This is a genomic window from Pseudonocardia sp. EC080619-01 (assembly GCF_001420995.1).
Lineage (GTDB): Bacteria > Actinomycetota > Actinomycetes > Mycobacteriales > Pseudonocardiaceae > Pseudonocardia.
Map to the genome: position 1 here is coordinate 3,143,286 of NZ_CP012184.1, position 16,812 is coordinate 3,160,097.

The window sequence follows — 16,812 nt, forward strand, 5'->3', positions numbered from 1 at the left end:
GCGACACCTCCTTACGGATGATGCTTCGGCATCATGGATCGCTCTCTGTGACGCACTGGAGCGATCGGAGCAGGTTTGGGATGCGCTGTCCGGGGCGGAGCCTCCGCTCGTCGCGCGGGAGTGGCCGCTGATCGGCCGTAAGCCCGGCCGCCGACGGGTGGAGCCGCTGGTCGCAGGCCGGTGCGGGTCCACCCCAGCGGGGCGTCCCCAGGTTGCCGCACGCCACTCGCGGTTGTTGGGTCGGCACACGGCGTGATCCACCGCTCGGGTCCGTCGACGGAGACGATCAGGGGGCCCGCCCATGTCCGGCACCGAGGGACCGCTCGCGTACGCCGTCCGGGTGGCTGCCGAACAGGCCTACGTCGACGGTCTGTCCGAGGGGCGCCGGGAGGCGTGGGAGCGCGCGTCCGGCGCGACGCCCGAGCCGTCGTCGAAGCGGCTGCTCGTGCACCTGTCGCACTCGATCGAGCGTGCGGTGATGTCCGGGCCGCGGATCGACCCGACCGTCGTCGTGGCGCTGTTCCAGCGGCTGCCGTTCTTCGACCGCGAGCGCGAGGTCTACGCGCGGATGGCCGAGGCGGGCATCCACGTCGTCGTCGGGTTCGTCGACGGCAGCGCGCACGACGTGCCGGAGGGGATCCATCTCGTCACCCTCGACCCGGACGAGCCGCTGGCCGACGAGTGGACGGTCGTCGCCGCGGGTCCCGAGGCGGGTGCATTCCTGGTCGCGACCGACCAGCACGCCCGTGACCCGCAGGAGAGCGGTCCCGAGGCGGGCCGGGTGTTCCTCGGCCGGTGGGGCTACTCCCGCGCGCAGGCCGGCAGCGAGCTGGCCCGGCTGCGGTTCGCCCTCGGCGACCGGCTCGACCCGACGATCCGGCGCACGATCGACGAGCTCCTCGCCCGGTCGATGCCGGCCGGCGGCGACCCGGCCGCCTCGTCCGGCACGCCGGGCGAGGCCTGGGCGACCACCTCGCTGAACCACATGATCGACCGCTTGCTGTCGGTCCGGGCGGGTACCCGCGAGCTCCGTGCCCAGCTGGCCGACGCGCAGCAGGCCGCGGCCGCCCGCACCGCCGCCGTCGTGGATCCCGCCAGCGGGCTGCCGACCGCCGACGTCCTGAACCGCTGGACGGACACCGCGGGGCCGGAGGCGCTCCCGGTCGGGGTCGCGCTGTTCGACCTGCCCGGGCTGAGCGGCGACCGGGTCCGCGACGACGACCGGGCCTCCTACTTCGCGGCGCACCAGGTCGCGGCCGCGCTGACCCAGCCGCTCGGGCCGGTCGACACCGCGGTCCGGCTGTCGGAGCGGCGGTTCGCGCTGGTCCTGCCCGGGGCGTCGGAGCGGCACCTGGCGGGGGTGTGCGACCGGGTCGGTGAGCAGCTGGAGCTGGCCTCGCACGGGTACCCGGGTGTGCCGCTGCACGGCCGGGTGGCGCTGATGTGCACCCGGACGCGGCCGCTGCCGGTCGACGACCTGCGTGCCGCGCTGGGGCACCTCCCGGAGGACCCGGCGGGCCACGGCCCCGTCGACGCCGGCGAGACCCCCGCGGGCGACCGCATCGTGGTCGCGGCGGCGGGCCTCGCGGAGTCCGCGACGGGCCTCGCGGAGTCCGGGGGCCGGTCGGAGCTCCCCGTCGCCACGACGGAGGAGAGCGACGGACCGGACCGCGCGGGGGGCGCCGCCGCGCGGGGGCACGACGCCACGACCGGATCCCCGGACGCGGGGGCCACGGGAGAGGGCTCCGGCGTGCAGGACGACCGGATCGGCGCGTGGGACGTCCCCGGCGCGGGCCGGCGCCCGGAGGCGGGCCGTCCCACCCCGTACGAGCGCCCGTCCGCACCGGAGCACCGGGCCTCGGCCGAGGGGACGCACCGGGCCCCGCCGGTCGACGACGGCGGCGCCCCGTACCGCTCCTGGCCGCCCACGCGCGTCGGCACCGCGGGCCGGCCCGGCGGCACCGGTCACGACTCCGTCGGCCCGCCGGCGCACGCGCACGCACCGGAGCCGCAGCAGGCGCCGCCGGTGTCCCGCCCCCGGCCCTACCTCGACGCCGGGTCCGGCGCCGGCAGGACCGACGACGACCCGCGGAACGCCGCGCAGCAGGCGCTCCGGCGTCTCGCGCCCGGCTCCACCGGCAACGGCGACGACCGGGCGCGCGACGACGTGTTCACCGACCTGTCCGACACGGGCGGCCGCAACGGCACCGGTCACCCCGGGTGGTGACCCGGGGCGACCGTGCCGGGTGGTGATCAGCCCGCGAGGAAGTCGAGCAGCGCCCGGTTGAACTCCTCGGCGTGCGTGGCGTTGAGGCCGTGCGGCCCGCCCTCGATCAGCGCGAGCTGCGCGCCCTTGATCGACTCGTGGGACCGCTTGCCGGAGACCTCGAACGGCACGATCCCGTCCGAGTCGCCGTGGATCACCAGGGTGGGTACGCCCGCGTCGGACACCTTCTGCACGTCGCCGCGCAGGTCGGTCCGGCCGAACGCGGTGATGCAGTCCAGCGTGCCCTTCGGCGAGGCGAACTCGGCGATCGCCCGGTGGTACAGCCGGTTCGGCTCGCTGATCAGGTCGGTCCGGTCCCCGGCCGCGAAGAAGCCCGTCGTGAACTCCTCGAGGAACGCGATCCGGTCGCCGGTCACGCCGGCCTGGAACTGCTCGATGGTGGCGTCGTCGAGCCCGCCGTCCGGCTTGTCGTCGGACTTGTACAGGTAGGGCGGCACGGCGGCGGCGAGCACCGCCTTCGCGACCCGGTCGGTGCCGTGCCTCGCGATGTAGCGGACGACCTCGCCGCCGCCCATCGAGAAGCCGACCAGCGTCGCCTCGCGCAGGTCCAGGTGGACGAGCAGGGCGTGCAGGTCGTCGGCGAAGGTGTCGTAGTCGTAGCCGTCCCACGGCTGGGAGGACCCACCGAAGCCGCGGCGGTCGTAGGTGACGACCCGGTGACCGGCCTCGACCAGTGCCGGGACCTGCTTCTCCCAGGACCGGCCGGACAGCGGCCAGCCGTGGACCAGGACGACCGGGGCGCCGGAGCCCTGGTCGGTGTAGTGGAGTTCGACCGGGGTGCCGTTCTGGTTGCCGACGCTGAGCTGGGGCATGGAGCGGACTCCTCCTGAAGATCGATCGTGCGCAACTCTTCGGAAGGTGATACCCGGACGCGGGCGGGTGTATTCCCCTAGTGCCCGGCGGGCTCGCGCTGCAGGACGCGCTCCAGCACGGCGCGGATCGTCGGGTCCTCGACGGTGTAGTAGACGAACGTCCCCTCCCGCCGGTTCTCGACCAGCCCGGCCAGCCGCAGCTTGGCGAGGTGCTGGCTCACCGCGGTGGGGGCGGCCCCGACCAGCTCGGCGAGGCAGGCGACCGAGGTCTCGCCCTGCAGCAGCGCCCAGAGGATCTTGATCCGGGTCGGGTCGGACAGCATGCGCAGCGCGTCCGCGGCGCGGCGGACGTCGTCCTCGGGCGGCATCGCGAAGCCGGGGATGGACTCGTGCACGACGCCGAGGATACCTGCGGAGCTGCGCGGATGGTCCGTCGTCTCACCAGCTGGATGTCTGCTTGCTTATCTTCATGCATACGCAGGTACTGTCGTTCGCATGCGCACCGCACTCGCACTGCCCGAGGTCCGCTGGGCCGGGGCGGCCCTGCTGGCCTTCCTCGCCGCCACCGGGCTGTCGCTCGCGGGGGCACCCTGGTCCGTGGTGGTGGCCCTCTACCTGGCCTGTTACGTCCTGGGCGGCTGGGAACCCGCGGTGGAGGGAGTGAAGGCGCTGGCCGAGAAGCGGCTCGACGTCGACCTGCTGATGGTCGTGGCGGCCGCCGCCGCGGCCTCGATCGGCCAGTGGTTCGACGGCGGCCTGCTCATCGTCATCTTCGCGACGTCCGGTGCGCTCGAGGCGGTGATGACGGCGCGGACCCGGGCCGATATCGACTCGTTGCTCGATCTCGCGCCGGAGACCGCCACGCTGGTCGAGGACGGGACCGAGCGGCGGGTCCCCGCGGCCGGGCTGGTCGCCGGCCAGACCGTCGTCGTACGGCCCGGCGAGCGGATCCCCGGCGACGGCCGGGTGCTCGACGGCGTGTCCGAGGTGGACACCGCGGCGCTCACCGGCGAGCCGGTGCCGGTCCGCCGTGAGGCCGGCGACGACGTGCTCGCCGGCACCGTCAACGGCACCGGCGTGCTGCGGGTGCGGGTGCTGCGCGACGCCGCGGACACCGTCGTCGCGGGGGTGGCGGCGCAGGTCGAGCGCGCCGCCGGGACGAAGGCGAACCGTCAGCTGTTCATCGAGAAGGTCGAGCAGCGGTACTCGGTGATCGTCGTCGTGGCGACCGTGCTGCTGCTCGCGGTGCCACTGCTGCTCGGTGCCGCGTTCGAGGAGACCCTGCTCCGCGCGATCGTGTTCATGATCGTCGCGTCGCCGTGCGCGATCGTCCTGGCGACGATGCCGCCGCTGCTCGCGGCCGTCGCGGTGGCCGGCCGTCGCGGCACACTGGTCAAGGACGTCACCGTGCTCGAGGCGCTCGCCGACGTCGACTCCGTCGTGCTCGACAAGACCGGCACCCTCACCTCCGGCCGGCCGCAGGTCGTCGCGGCCACCGCGCTCGGCGGCCGCTCCACCGACGACGTGCTCGCCCTGGCGGCGGCGGCCGAGGTGGGCAGCGAGCACGTGCTCGGCCGCGCGGTGCGCCGGCACGCCCTCGACCGTGGCCTCGACCTGCCCGTCGCGACGGGGTTCGCGGCGGTCCCCGGCGAGGGGGTGCGGGCGTCGGTCGGCGGGCACGAGGTGCTCGTCGGCAGGCCCGAGCTGCTCGACGCCCCGGACGGGCCGGCCGGCGCGCTGGTCGCGGAGGTGCAGGAGGCCGGGCGGACCGCCGTCGTCGTGCTGGTGGGCGGGGCGCCGGTGGGCGTGCTCGGGCTCGCCGACGAGCCCCGCCCGGGCGCGGCGGAGGCCCTCGCCGACGTGCGACGCGTGGTCGGCGGGGAGCCCGAGGTCCTCACCGGTGACGCGTTGCGCCCGGCCCGGGTGCTCGCCGACCGGCTCGGCCTGACCGGTGTGCGTGCCGGGTTGCTGCCCGCGGACAAGGTCGACGTCGTGCGGGAGCGGCAGGACGCCGGGCGCCGGGTGCTGGCCGCCGGCGACGGCATCAACGACGCGCCGCTGCTGGCGTCCGCCGACGTCGGGCTGGTCGTCTCGGACGGCGCCGGGGCGCTCTCGCTGGAGGCGGCCGACGGCGTGCTGACCCGCGACCCGCTCGGCTCGCTCGCCCCGCTGGTCGCCCTCGCGCGCCGGGCCCGGCGGATCGCGCGCGCCAACCTGGCGTTCGCCGCCGCGGTGATCGTCGTCCTGGTCGGGTGGGACCTGGTGGGCACGCTGCCGCTGGTCGTCGGCGTCGCCGGGCACGAGCTCTCGACGGTGCTGGTGTGCCTGAACGGGCTGCGGCTGCTCGTCGGCGCGCGCCACGACGACCGGCGCGGGCGGACGGCCGCGGCGCCGGTCGAGGACCGGGTCGGTGCCGGGGTCTGACGGGCGGTCAGGCGGGTGCGGCGTCCAGGGCGGCCAGCGCCATCCGGCGCAGGACGGCGACCCGGGCGTCGGCGCCCCGGGGGGCAGGCTGGTCCACCCGTGGCGCGTACGGCGTCGAGTTGAGCAGCCCGAACACGCCGTGCGCGACGGTCCGTGCCTCGGACGGCGGGACGCCCGGGTGGACCCGGCGCAGGGTGTCCACCCAGAGCTCGACGTAGGTGCGCTGCAGCCGGCGGACGGTGCGGCGTGCCTCGTCGGGCAGGTTCGCCAGGTCCCGGTCCTGCACGACGATCAGCTCCGGCTCGCGGGTGGCGAACTCGACGTGGAAGTCCACGAGGTCCGCCAGCGCCGCCCGCGGATCGTCGTGCCGGACCCGGGCGCGGCCGCCCTCCAGCAGCCGCTCGCTGATGTCGATCAGCATCTCGGCGAGCAGCGCCTCCTTGCCCGGGAAGTGCCGGTAGAGGGCGGGCCCGCTGACCCCGACGGCCGCTCCCAGGTCGGCGATGCTCACGCCGTGGAAGCCGTGCCGGGCGAAGAGGCGTGCCGCCTCGGCGAGGATCTGCTCGCGCCGGCTGGGGCCGGCGGACTCCGGGGCGGCCATCGCACGAGCGTACCGCTCCGGGTTAACGGTTGTTAACCGCCGTGCGGATCGTCTCAGGATCCGCACAGGTCGTCGGCGATACCCTCGTCGGTGTGATGAGCACCCTGCGCCGGCTGCGCGAGCGCACCGGCGTGCGCGCGGCGTCCGCGCTCGCCGCCGCGGCGGCGGTCGCGCTCGTGCTCGTCGTCGCCGGGGTGTCGCTGGTCCTGGTGCTCGACCAGACGCTGAAGGCCAACACCCGCGACGCCCTCCAGCAGACTGCCCAGCAGCTCGCCACCCGGGTCGAGGCGAACTTCTCCGGCAGCAGCGATCCCAAGCGCAACGCCATCGACGCGACCGGCAAGCGCACCGACATCGTCCAGATCGCCACCGCCTACAGCGACGAGACCAACGCCCCGGACTGGATGGTCGGCTCGAACGGCGCCCAGAAGGACGTCCAGATCATCGGCTCGTCCGATCCGCTCGACGAGGCCGACCCCATCGTGCCGTGGCTGCTGGCGCCGGGCGAGACGCGGTCCGAGGCCGATGTCCCGATCACCTACCGCAACGGCGCCGACCAGGTCGGGGACGACGAGACGGCGACCGAGAACATGATGGTCGTCGGCCTCGGGGCGCGTGCCCAGGGGCGACCGATCACCGTCTACGCCGCGCAGGACCTCAAGCCGGTGCACCAGGCCGTCGAGACCGTCGGGCTGCTGGCCGCCGGCGGGATCCCGGTCCTGGTGCTGGTCGCCGGGTTCTTCACCTACCTGTTCGCAGGCCGCGCGCTCCGCCCGGTGGAGGAGATGCGGTCGCGGGTCGCCGGGATGGGTGAGAAGGACCTGTCCGAACGGGTGCCCGAGCCGGCGTCGCGGGACGAGGTCGGCAGGCTCGCCCGCACGATGAACCAGATGCTCGGCCGGATCGAGTCGTCACAGGCCACCCAGCGGCGGTTCGTCGCCGACGCCAGCCACGAGCTGCGCAGCCCGCTCGCGACGGTCTCCACCGGCCTGGAGCTGCTCGGCACCGGGATGGCGGAGGAGTCGGCGGACCGGGCCACCGTCGAGACGCTCCGCGGCGAGACCGCCCGGCTGACCGGCCTGGTCGAGGGACTGCTGTTCCTGGCCAGGGCCGACGAGCGCGGGCTCGCGCCCCGCCGCGAGGAGGTCGATCTCGACGAGATCGCCGACGCCGAGCGGGTCCGGCCGTCCGGGGCGACGGCCGTCGCCGTCCGGGTGACGACCGAGCCGGCCCGGGTGGTCGGCGACCGCGGCCAGCTGGTCCGGGTGGTGCGCAACCTCGTCGACAACGCCAAGCGGCACGCCACGTCGACGGTGACGGTGTCGGTCGGGACCGACGGCGCCACCGCGGTGATCGACGTCGAGGACGACGGCTGCGGTGTCCCCGAGGCCGACCGGGCCCGGGTGTTCGAGCGGTTCGTCCGCCTCGACGAGGCCCGTTCGCGCGGCGACGGCGGCTCCGGCCTGGGCCTGTCGATCGTGTCCGAGCTGGTCGCCGCGCACGGCGGCACGGTGGCGGCCCTGGAGTCGCCGGAGCTGGGCGGTGCCCGGTTCCGGGTGACCCTCCCGGCGGTCGTCGCGGCTCCGGTCCCCGAGCCGGACGACGAGTCCGAGCCGTCCGGGGCGTCCGAGCCGGACCCCGACCTGCGTGACGACCGCCCGTCGGGCCCGTTGCCCCGGATCCTGGAGATCCCGGCCGGGGCGCACTCCGGTCCCGCCCACCCCGGTCGGGCACCCTCCGGTCCGGCGCCCTCCGGCGGCGCGTCCGGTGCGGTCGACCTGGCCGGTGCGGCCGGGGCGGCCGGTGCCACCGGTTCAGCCGGTGCAGCCGGTGCAGCCGGTGTGGAGGCGAACCGGACGGCCACCCCGGCCGGGGGGAACGGGGTCACCCCCGAGGTGACGTCCGCCGGCGGCGGCGCCATGCGTCCGTCGCCCGGGGCTCCCCGCCCGGAGCAGGACGCCGGCCGGGCGCAGCGCCGGAACGACCCGCCGACCGGTCCGCTGCCGATCCGTCCGGACACCGTCGGCAGCCCCGCCGACGAGAACGAGACCCGTCCGCTCCCGGTGGTCCGAGCCGGCACCGGCCCGCGCGGCGGCACCGCCGTGGCGACCCGGAACGGCGGGACGCGGACCGGTGCCGCCCGCGCCGAGGCGGCCCAGGGCGAGGCGGCACGGTCCGGGGAGTCGCGGGCCCCGGCCCCGCGCCGCCCGGACGACCGCCGGAGCTGATCCGGCGGCCCCCGGAGGTCAGGCCGGGGGTGCGGCGGCGGGCTCGGACATCCGGTAGCCCACGCCGCGCAGGGTCTCGATGCTGTGCGTCCCGAACGGCGCGTCGATCTTCCGGCGCAGGTAGCCGACGTAGACCTCGACGACGTTGACCTCGCCGTCGTAGTGGGCGTCCCACACCGACCGCAGGATGTCGGTCTTGGTCACGACCTGCCCCGGGTGCGCCATCAGGTGCTCCAGCACCCCGAACTCGCGTGGGGTCAGGGAGATCTCGACGTCGCCGCGGTGCACCCGGTGGGTCGCAGGGTCCAGCGACAGGTCCCCGACGCGCAGGACGGTCGGTGCCGACTCCCCGGCGCGCCGCAGCAGTGCCCGCAGCCGGGCCAGCAGCACGACGAACGAGAAGGGCTTGGTCAGGTAGTCGTCGGCGCCGAGGTCGAACGCGTCGGCCTCGTCGTACTCGCCGTCCTTCGCGGTCAGCATCAGCACCGGGGTCCACACGCCGCGGTCGCGCAGGTGCTGCAGGATCCGGTAGCCGGACAGGCCCGGGAGCATGATGTCCAGGACGATCACGTCGTGCCGGCCGGACAACGCGTACTGCAGGCCGGTGTTGCCGTCGTGGGCGAGCTCGATCTCGTGCCCCTCGGCGGCCAGGCCCCGCCGGACGAGCTCGGCGAGCGGTTTCTCGTCCTCGACCAGTAGCAGGCGCACGCTTCTACCGTAGTGTCCGCGCCCGCCCGTGACGGACGGTGGCCTGCAGGAACAGCGGTGCCGGACGCCCGACGACCCTCATCGGCGCTCCTCCCCATCGGTCGTACGACGAGTGTGCTCCGCCGACGCTGTGACGGGCCTGAGACGGGGACCGGTGCTGGACGAACCACGTTAACGAGCGCTAACCTGTTAACGGTCGTTAACAGGAGGTACGGATGGTGGTCCCGGAAGCGGCGCAGGGAGCGCCCAGGCTCGGCACGGCGGTCGACCCGTCCGGCGACGGGTTCGCGGCGAACGCCGCCGCGCACCGCGACCTGGTGGCGGACCTGAACGCGCAGCTCGCCTCGGCCCGGCTGGGCGGACCCGAGCGGTCGCGGACCCGCCACGTGGAGCGCGGCAAACTGCTGCCACGGGACCGGGTGGACTCGCTGGTCGACCCGTCGTCGCCGTTCCTGGAGCTGTCGCCGATGGCGGCGCACGGCATGTACGACGACCAGGCCCCCGGCGCCGGGATGATCACCGGTGTCGGCCGGGTGGCCGGTCGCGAGTGCGTGATCGTCGCCAACGACGCGACGGTCAAGGGCGGCACCTACTACCCGATGACGGTCAAGAAGCACCTCCGGGCGCAGGAGGTGGCGCTGCAGAACAGGCTGCCCTGCGTCTACCTGGTCGACTCCGGCGGCGCCTACCTGCCCGAGCAGGACCAGGTCTTCCCGGACCGCGAGCACTTCGGCCGGATCTTCTACAACCAGGCGCAGATGTCCGGGCAGGGCATCCCGCAGATCGCCGCCGTGCTGGGCTCCTGCACCGCGGGTGGCGCCTACGTGCCGGCGATGTCGGACGAGGCGGTGATCGTCCGCAACCAGGGCACGATCTTCCTCGGCGGCCCCCCGCTGGTGAAGGCGGCGACCGGTGAGGTCGTCACCGCCGAGGAGCTGGGCGGCGGGGACCTGCACTCGAAGACCTCCGGGGTGACCGACCACCTGGCCGCCGACGACGCCGACGCCCTCCAGCGGGTCCGGGCCATCGTCGGCACGCTCGGCCCGCGCGCCCCGCGGCCGTGGGACGTCGCGCCGACCGAGGCCCCGGCCGTCGACCCGGCGGAGCTCTACGGCGCGGTCCCGGCCGACTCGCGGACCCCCTACGACGTGCGCGAGGTGATCGCCCGCGTCGTCGACGGCTCCCGGTTCGGCGAGTTCAAGTCCGAGTACGGCACGACGCTGGTCACCGGTTTCGCCCGGATCCACGGCCACCCGGTCGGGATCGTGGCGAACAACGGGATCCTGTTCTCCGAGTCCGCGGTCAAGGGCGCGCACTTCGTCGAGCTGTGCGACCAGCGCGGGATCCCGCTGGTGTTCCTGCAGAACATCTCCGGGTTCATGGTCGGCCGCGACTACGAGGCCGGCGGGATCGCGAAGAACGGCGCCAAGATGGTCACCGCCGTCGCCTCGACGCGGGTGCCGAAGCTGACCGTCGTCATCGGCGGGTCGTTCGGCGCCGGGAACTACGCCATGTGCGGGCGGGCGTACTCGCCGCGGTTCCTGTTCATGTGGCCCAACGCCCGCGTCTCCGTCATGGGCGGGGAGCAGGCCGCGACCGTGCTCGGCACCGTCGGCAACGCCGATCCGGACGCGATCCGCGCCCAGTACGAGGCGCAGGGCCACCCCTACTACTCCACCGCCCGGCTGTGGGACGACGGCGTCATCGACCCCGCCGACACCCGCACGGTGCTGGGCCTGTCCCTGTCCGTCGCCGCCAACGCGCCCCTGGCCGACCCGGCCTTCGGCGTCTTCCGGATGTGAGGGCCGTGAGCCGCATGTTCGACACCGTCCTGGTCGCCAACCGCGGCGAGATCGCCGTCCGGGTCGTCCGCACCCTGCGCGCGCTCGGCGTGCGCAGCGTCGCCGTGTACTCCGACGCCGACTCCTCCGCCCCGCACGTCCGCGCCGCCGACGAGGCGGTCCGGATCGGGCCCGCCGCGGCCGCCGAGTCCTACCTGTCGATCGAGAACGTGATCGCCGCGGCCCGGGCCACCGGCGCGCAGGCGATCCACCCCGGCTACGGCTTCCTGTCCGAGAACACCGCGTTCGCCACCGCCTGCGAGCAGGCCGGGATCGCGTTCGTCGGGCCGCCGTCGTCGGCGATCGAGGCGATGGGCGACAAGATCCGCGCCAAGCAGACCGTCGCCAAGGCCGGGGTGCCGGTCGTGCCCGGCTCCGACGGGGCGGGCCTGTCCGACGACGAGCTCACCGCCGTCGTCGCCGACATCGGCTACCCGGTCCTGCTCAAGCCGAGCGCCGGCGGGGGCGGCAAGGGCATGCGCGAGGTGCACTCCCCGGAGGGCCTCGCCGACGCCATCGCCGGGGCCCGGCGCGAGGCCCGCGGCTCGTTCGGCGACGACACCCTGCTCGTCGAGCGCCTGGTCACCACCCCGCGCCACATCGAGATCCAGGTGATGGCCGACGCCCACGGCGGCGTCGTCCACCTCGGCGAGCGCGAGTGCTCACTGCAGCGCAGGCACCAGAAGATCATCGAGGAGGCGCCGTCGGCGCTGCTCACCGACGCGCAGCGTGCCGAGATGGGCCGTGCGGCCTGCGAGGCGGCCCGCGCGGTGGGCTACACCGGCGCCGGGACCGTCGAGTTCATCGTGAGCGGTGACCGGGCGGCGTCCGATCTCGAGTCCTTCTTCCTGGAGATGAACACCCGGCTGCAGGTCGAGCACCCGGTCACCGAGGAGGTCACCGGCCTGGACCTGGTCGAGCTCCAGCTGCGGGTCGCCGCCGGGGAGCCGCTGCCGATCGGTCAGGACGACGTCGTGCTGACCGGCCACGCCGTCGAGGCCCGGGTCTACGCCGAGTCGACCGCGGTGCACGACGGAGCGCTGACCTTCCTCCCGAGCGGCGGGCCGGTGCTCGACTGGAGCCCGGCCGCCGGGGTGCGGGTCGACTCGGGCATCGCGACCGGCACGGTCGTCGGCTCGGACTACGACCCGATGCTCGCCAAGGTGATCGCCCACGGCGCCACCCGCGACGAGGCGCTGCGCCGGCTCGACGGCGCCCTGCGCGACACGGTCCTGCTCGGGCTCGACTCCAACGTGGCGTTCCTGCGGGCACTGCTCGCCGACGACGACGTCCGCGCCGGCCGGCTCGACACCGGCCTGATCGCGCGGCGCGGGGCGGCGCTGGTGGACACCGGCGTCCCCGAGGACGTGCTCGGCGCGGTCGCCGGGCAGGCGCTGCTGCGGCTGGAGCCGGTGTCGCCGTCCGAGGCACCGCGGGTCGTCGACCCGTTCGACGTCCCGGGCGGCTGGCGGGTCGGCGAGCCGGCCTGGACCGTGCGGCGGCTGGTCGCCGCCGGGGCGGACGCCGCCGAGGTGCGGGTCCGCGGCCGCGCCGCCGGGTTCGACCTGGCACTGCCCGGCCGGGACGGCGAGGACGGGGCGACCCCCGCGTCCGCGACCGGGGCCGCGCCGGTGCACCGCTGCCGCACCGCCGCCGTCGGGCCGGGGGCGGTCGAGCACACCCACGACGGCCGCACCCGCCGCTACGCGGTCGCCCAGGCGTCCGACGGGGTGCTCTGGATCGGGCGCGACGGCCACGCCTGGGGCGTCCGCGAGCAGGAGCCACTGGAGGCAGCCCGCACCGCCGCCGAGGACGACGGCGGCCCGGTCGTCTCGCCGATGCCGGGCACCGTGACCGTCGTCGAGGTCGCCGAGGGCGACACCGTGACCGCCGGCGCGACGCTGGTGGTCGTCGAGGCCATGAAGATGGAACACGTGCTCACTGCCCCCGTCGACGGGACGGTGCGCGAGCTGAGGGCCCGCCCCGGAGCCACCGTCGCGAAGGACGCGGTGCTGCTGGTCGTCGAGGCGGCTCCCGAGAAGGAGGAGTCGGCATGACCACCGCCACCGGACGGACCTCCGCCGAGGAGTACGAGGCACTGCGGGTCTCGGTCGAGGAGTTCGCGCGCAGGGAGGTCGCCCCGGTCATCGGGGACCTCTACATCCGCGAGGAGTTCCCGTACGACATCACCGCGAAGATGGGCGCGATGGGCCTGTTCGGCCTGCCCGTCCCCGAGTCCTACGGCGGCATGGGCGGCGACTACTACGCGCTCTGCCTGGCCCTGGAGGAGCTCGCCCGGGTCGACTCGTCGGTCTCGATCACCGTCGAGGCCGGTGTCGGGCTCGGTGCCATGCCGATCCTCCGCTTCGGCACCGAGGAGCAGAAGGCCCGCTGGCTGCCCGACCTCGCCGCCGGGCGGGCACTCGGCGCGTTCGGCCTCACCGAGCCCGGCGGCGGGTCCGACGCCGGTGCCACCCGCACCACCGCCCGTCTCGAGGGCGGCGAGTGGGTGATCAACGGGTCGAAGTGCTTCATCACCAACTCCGGCACCGACATCACCTCGGTCGTCACCGTCACCGCCGTGACCGGCGAGAAGCCCGACGGCGGCAAGGAGATCTCGGCGATCCTCGTCCCCGCCGGGACGCCCGGGTTCACCGTCGGCGGGAAGTACTCCAAGGTCGGCTGGAACTGCTCGGACACCCGCGAGCTGTTCTTCGACGACGTCCGCGTCCCCGAGGCGAACCTGCTCGGGGAGCGCGGCCGCGGCTACGCCCAGTTCCTGTCCATCCTGGACGAGGGCCGGGTCGCGATCGCCGCGCTCTCGGTCGGGCTGGCCCAGGGCTGCGTCGACGAGTCGGTGCGCTACGCCGGTGAGCGGGAGGCGTTCGGCCGGACGATCGGTGGCTACCAGGCGATCCAGTTCAAGATCGCCGAGATGGAGGCCCGGGTGCACACCGCCCGGCTCGCGTGGCAGCACGCCGCCCGGCTCCTCGTCGACGGGGAGCCGTTCAAGAAGGAGGCGGCGATCGCGAAGCTCGTCGCCTCGAACGCGGCGATGGACAACGCCCGCGACGCCACGCAGGTCTTCGGCGGCTACGGCTTCATGAACGAGTACCCCGTCGGCCGCTTCTACCGCGACGCGAAGATCCTGGAGATAGGCGAAGGCACCTCCGAGGTCCAGAAACTCCTGATAGCCCGCCACCTGGGCCTGTAGCGCAGACGCTCACGGGTTCCGTCGGCGCTCGCCCGATCGCGTGAGCACCGGCGGAACCGGTGAGCGGGGCGGGGTTCGTTCGGTGGGTGAACGACATTCCCGGGGGCCGGGTGATGACTGTGATGGGGTGCGGGGCGCGCTGCGCGGGTAGACCGGTACCCATGGGTAACGACCTCAACCACCAGGTACGCCTCGCCGCCCGCCCGACCGGGCTCCCCGGCCCCGAGGTGTGGGAGCACACCTCCGAGCCGGTCCCGGAGCCCGGCGAGGGGCGGTTCGTCGTCCGCGTCAGCCACGTCTCCCTGGACCCGGCGATGCGCGGCTGGATGAACGAGGGGAAGTCCTACGCCCCGCCGGTCGGGATCGGCTCCGTCATGCGGGCGCTGGGCCTCGGCGAGGTCGTGGCGTCGAACCACCCGGGGTTCGCCGTCGGCGACACCGTCACCGGCGTGCTCGGCGTGCAGGACTACGTCGAGACCGACGGCTCCGGCCTGCAGAAGGTGCGGCCCACCGCCGAGGTCCCGCCGGAGCGCTACCTCGCGCTGCTCGGGATGACCGGCATGACCGCCTGGTTCGGGCTCTTCGACGTCGGTGCGCTGAACGAGGGGGAGACCGTCGTCGTCTCCGGTGCCGCGGGCGCGGTCGGCAGCGTCGTGGGGCAGCTCGCGAAGATCCGGGGTGCCCGGGTGGTCGGCATCGCCGGCGGGCCGGAGAAGTGTTCCTGGGTCACCGGCGAGCTCGGCTTCGACGCCGCGATCGACTACCGCACCGAGAACGTGTCGCAGCGGCTGCGCGAGCTCGCCCCCGACGGCGTCGACGTCTACTTCGACAACGTCGGCGGGGAGATCCTCGACGCCGTGCTCGGCAGGCTCGCGATGCACGCCCGCGTCGTCATCTGCGGCGCCATCAGCCAGTACAACTCCGACAGCGGCATGCAGGGCCCGCGCAACTACATGAACCTGCTCGTGTACCGGGCCCGGATGGAGGGCTTCCTGGTCGGCGACTACGTCGACCGGTGGGGCGAGGCCGGCACCGAGCTCGCCGGGTGGCTGGCCGAGGGCCGCATCCACAGCCGGGAGGACGTCGTCGACGGCACCGTGGACGACTTCCCCGAGGTCCTGCTGCGCCTGTTCCGCGGCGAGAACACCGGCAAGCTGGTGCTGCGCCTGCGCCGGGACTGAACCCCGCCACCGGGGTGCGGCGCGCGGGCCGGGCACGATGACGGGGTGCGCCTCGCCCTCGCCCGGACCGCCGTCGTCGTCTCCGGAGCGGCGATCCTCGTCGTCGAGACCCTCGCGACGCGGCTGGTGGCCCCCTACGTCGGGCTGACCCTGGAGTCCACCACCGCGGTGATCGGGGTGGCGCTGGCCGGGATCGCCGCCGGCGCCGCGCTCGGCGGGAAGTGGGCCGACGAGCGCGACCCGGTGGCCGTCGCGGCGCTGATGCTCGTGATCGGCGGGCTCGGCACGCTCGCCGTGCGCCCGATCGTCCGGCTCCTCGGCCCGCTGCTGGGTGCCGGGCCGTACGCGGCGGTCCTGCTCGTCGCGGCGTCCACACTGGTCTCGGTGACCGCGCTGTCGGCGGTCACCCCGGCCGTCACGAAGGCGCGGCTGACGGGTCTCGACCGCTCCGGTGAGGTCGTCGGCGGGCTGTCCGCGGCCGGGACCGTCGGCTCCCTCGCCGGCACCTTCCTGACCGGTTTCGTGCTGGTGGCGTTGCTTCCGGTGAGCGCGATCCTGCTGGTCACCGCCGCCGCGTGCCTGGTGCTCGGGCTCGTCGTCGCGCCGTGGCGCCGGCGCCGGGACCTGCTGCGGGGCGGCACGGCGGCGGTCCTGCTCGCCGTCGCGCTCGTCGCCGTCCCGGGCCGGTGCGACGCCGACACCACCTACTACTGCGCGTCCGTGCAGCCCGACCCGGACGACCCGGCCGGGCGCTACCTGGTGCTCGACGACCTCCGGCACTCCTACGTCCGGCTCGGCGATCCCGCGCACCTGGAGTTCGCCTACACGAAACGGTTCGCGGCCGCGGTCGACACCGCGTTCCCGCCGGGACGGCCGCTGGACGCCGTGCACGTCGGCGGTGGGGCGCTCACCGTGCCGCGGTGGCTGGCCGCGACCCGTCCGGGGAGCACCTCGGCCGTGCTGGAGCTCGACCGCGGGGTGGTCGACCTGGGCGTGCGCGAGCTGGACGCCGGTGCGATCCCGGCGACGACCGTCCGCACCGGCGACGCCCGGGTGGGGCTCGCCGAGCGACCCGACGACTCGGCCGATGTCGTCGTCGGCGACGCGTTCGGCGCCCGCTCGGTGCCGTGGCACCTGTCGACCCGCGAGTTCCTCGCCGAGGTGCAGCGGGTGCTGCGTCCCGGCGGGCTCTACGTGCTCAACGTGATCGACCGCGACCCGCTGGACCTGCTGCGCGCCGCGACGGCGACGGTCGACGGCAGCTTCGGCACGACGATGCTGGTGGCCCGGCCCGACGAGCTCGCACCGGGCGGCGGCGGGAACGTCGTGGTCGTCGCGTCCGACCGGCCGGTCGACCCGGCGGCGCTGGAGGCCGCGGTCGCCCGCAGCGGCGAGCCCGGCGCGGTGCTCGACCCGGCCCGCACCGCCGCGTTCACCGCCGGGGCGCCGGTGCTGACCGACGACCGTGCCCCGGTCGACCAGCTCATCACCACCGGCCTGGAGGGCTGAGCCCGGT

Annotated in this window: 12 protein-coding genes; 8 read left to right on the forward strand and 4 right to left on the reverse strand. The window is 74.8% G+C overall.

Translation table 11 applies throughout. The features are described 5' to 3' along the window. Window positions 1–301 precede the first annotated feature (301 nt). On the forward strand, window positions 302–2,227 hold the full coding sequence (locus tag AD017_RS14795; protein WP_060574575.1) for a DICT sensory domain-containing protein: 1,926 nt from the start codon (window positions 302–304) through the stop codon (window positions 2,225–2,227). A 26-nt stretch (window positions 2,228–2,253) separates the two neighbouring features. On the opposite strand, the gene AD017_RS14800 is transcribed toward AD017_RS14795, so the two are convergent. Both AD017_RS14800 and AD017_RS14805 read right to left on the reverse strand, forming a co-directional pair. Beyond that, window positions 2,254–3,099, reverse strand: coding sequence for an alpha/beta fold hydrolase (locus tag AD017_RS14800; protein ID WP_060574576.1), 846 nt, complete (start codon window positions 3,097–3,099; stop codon window positions 2,254–2,256). A 77-nt stretch (window positions 3,100–3,176) separates the two neighbouring features. Next, entirely contained in the window at window positions 3,177–3,494 is a 318-nt protein-coding gene (locus AD017_RS14805; protein WP_010223576.1) for a metalloregulator ArsR/SmtB family transcription factor, read from the reverse strand. Window positions 3,495–3,594: 100 nt separating this feature from the next. Between AD017_RS14805 and AD017_RS14810 the strand changes: the two genes are divergently transcribed. Beyond that, window positions 3,595–5,523: a heavy metal translocating P-type ATPase gene (locus AD017_RS14810; RefSeq protein WP_082399253.1), complete on the forward strand. Its 1,929-nt coding sequence runs from the start codon at window positions 3,595–3,597 to the stop codon at window positions 5,521–5,523. Between the two features lie 7 nt (window positions 5,524–5,530). Here the strand turns inward: AD017_RS14810 and AD017_RS14815 are convergent, their stop codons facing one another. Further along, on the reverse strand, window positions 5,531–6,124 hold the full coding sequence (locus AD017_RS14815; protein WP_060574577.1) for a TetR/AcrR family transcriptional regulator: 594 nt from the start codon (window positions 6,122–6,124) through the stop codon (window positions 5,531–5,533). Between the two features lie 95 nt (window positions 6,125–6,219). On the opposite strand from AD017_RS14815, the gene AD017_RS14820 reads away from it, so the two are divergent. Continuing rightward, window positions 6,220–8,352: an ATP-binding protein gene (locus AD017_RS14820; protein ID WP_145982765.1), complete on the forward strand. Its 2,133-nt coding sequence runs from the start codon at window positions 6,220–6,222 to the stop codon at window positions 8,350–8,352. An 18-nt stretch (window positions 8,353–8,370) separates the two neighbouring features. Here the strand turns inward: AD017_RS14820 and AD017_RS14825 are convergent, their stop codons facing one another. Beyond that, entirely contained in the window at window positions 8,371–9,060 is a 690-nt protein-coding gene (locus AD017_RS14825) for a response regulator transcription factor (RefSeq protein WP_060574579.1), read from the reverse strand. A 215-nt stretch (window positions 9,061–9,275) separates the two neighbouring features. Here AD017_RS14825 and AD017_RS14830 point away from each other — a divergent pair, with 215 nt between their 5' ends. From AD017_RS14830 to AD017_RS14850, 5 genes are all read left to right on the forward strand, one after another. Beyond that, a complete protein-coding gene (locus AD017_RS14830; protein ID WP_060574580.1) occupies window positions 9,276–10,862 on the forward strand; it encodes a carboxyl transferase domain-containing protein in 1,587 nt (528 codons plus the stop codon). Between the two features lie 14 nt (window positions 10,863–10,876). After that, the gene (locus AD017_RS14835; RefSeq protein WP_174521821.1) at window positions 10,877–12,958 is read left to right on the forward strand and encodes a biotin carboxylase N-terminal domain-containing protein; all 2,082 of its coding nucleotides are present in this window, start codon (window positions 10,877–10,879) and stop codon (window positions 12,956–12,958) included. Beyond that, the gene (locus AD017_RS14840) at window positions 12,955–14,115 is read left to right on the forward strand and encodes an acyl-CoA dehydrogenase family protein (protein WP_060574582.1); all 1,161 of its coding nucleotides are present in this window, start codon (window positions 12,955–12,957) and stop codon (window positions 14,113–14,115) included. The genes AD017_RS14835 and AD017_RS14840 overlap by 4 nt, the downstream gene beginning before the upstream one ends. A 161-nt stretch (window positions 14,116–14,276) precedes the next feature. Next, window positions 14,277–15,296, forward strand: coding sequence for an NADP-dependent oxidoreductase (locus tag AD017_RS14845; RefSeq protein WP_060574583.1), 1,020 nt, complete (start codon window positions 14,277–14,279; stop codon window positions 15,294–15,296). Between the two features lie 45 nt (window positions 15,297–15,341). Continuing rightward, the gene (locus tag AD017_RS14850; protein WP_060574584.1) at window positions 15,342–16,805 is read left to right on the forward strand and encodes a fused MFS/spermidine synthase; all 1,464 of its coding nucleotides are present in this window, start codon (window positions 15,342–15,344) and stop codon (window positions 16,803–16,805) included. The last annotated feature ends 7 nt before the right edge of the window (window positions 16,806–16,812 follow it).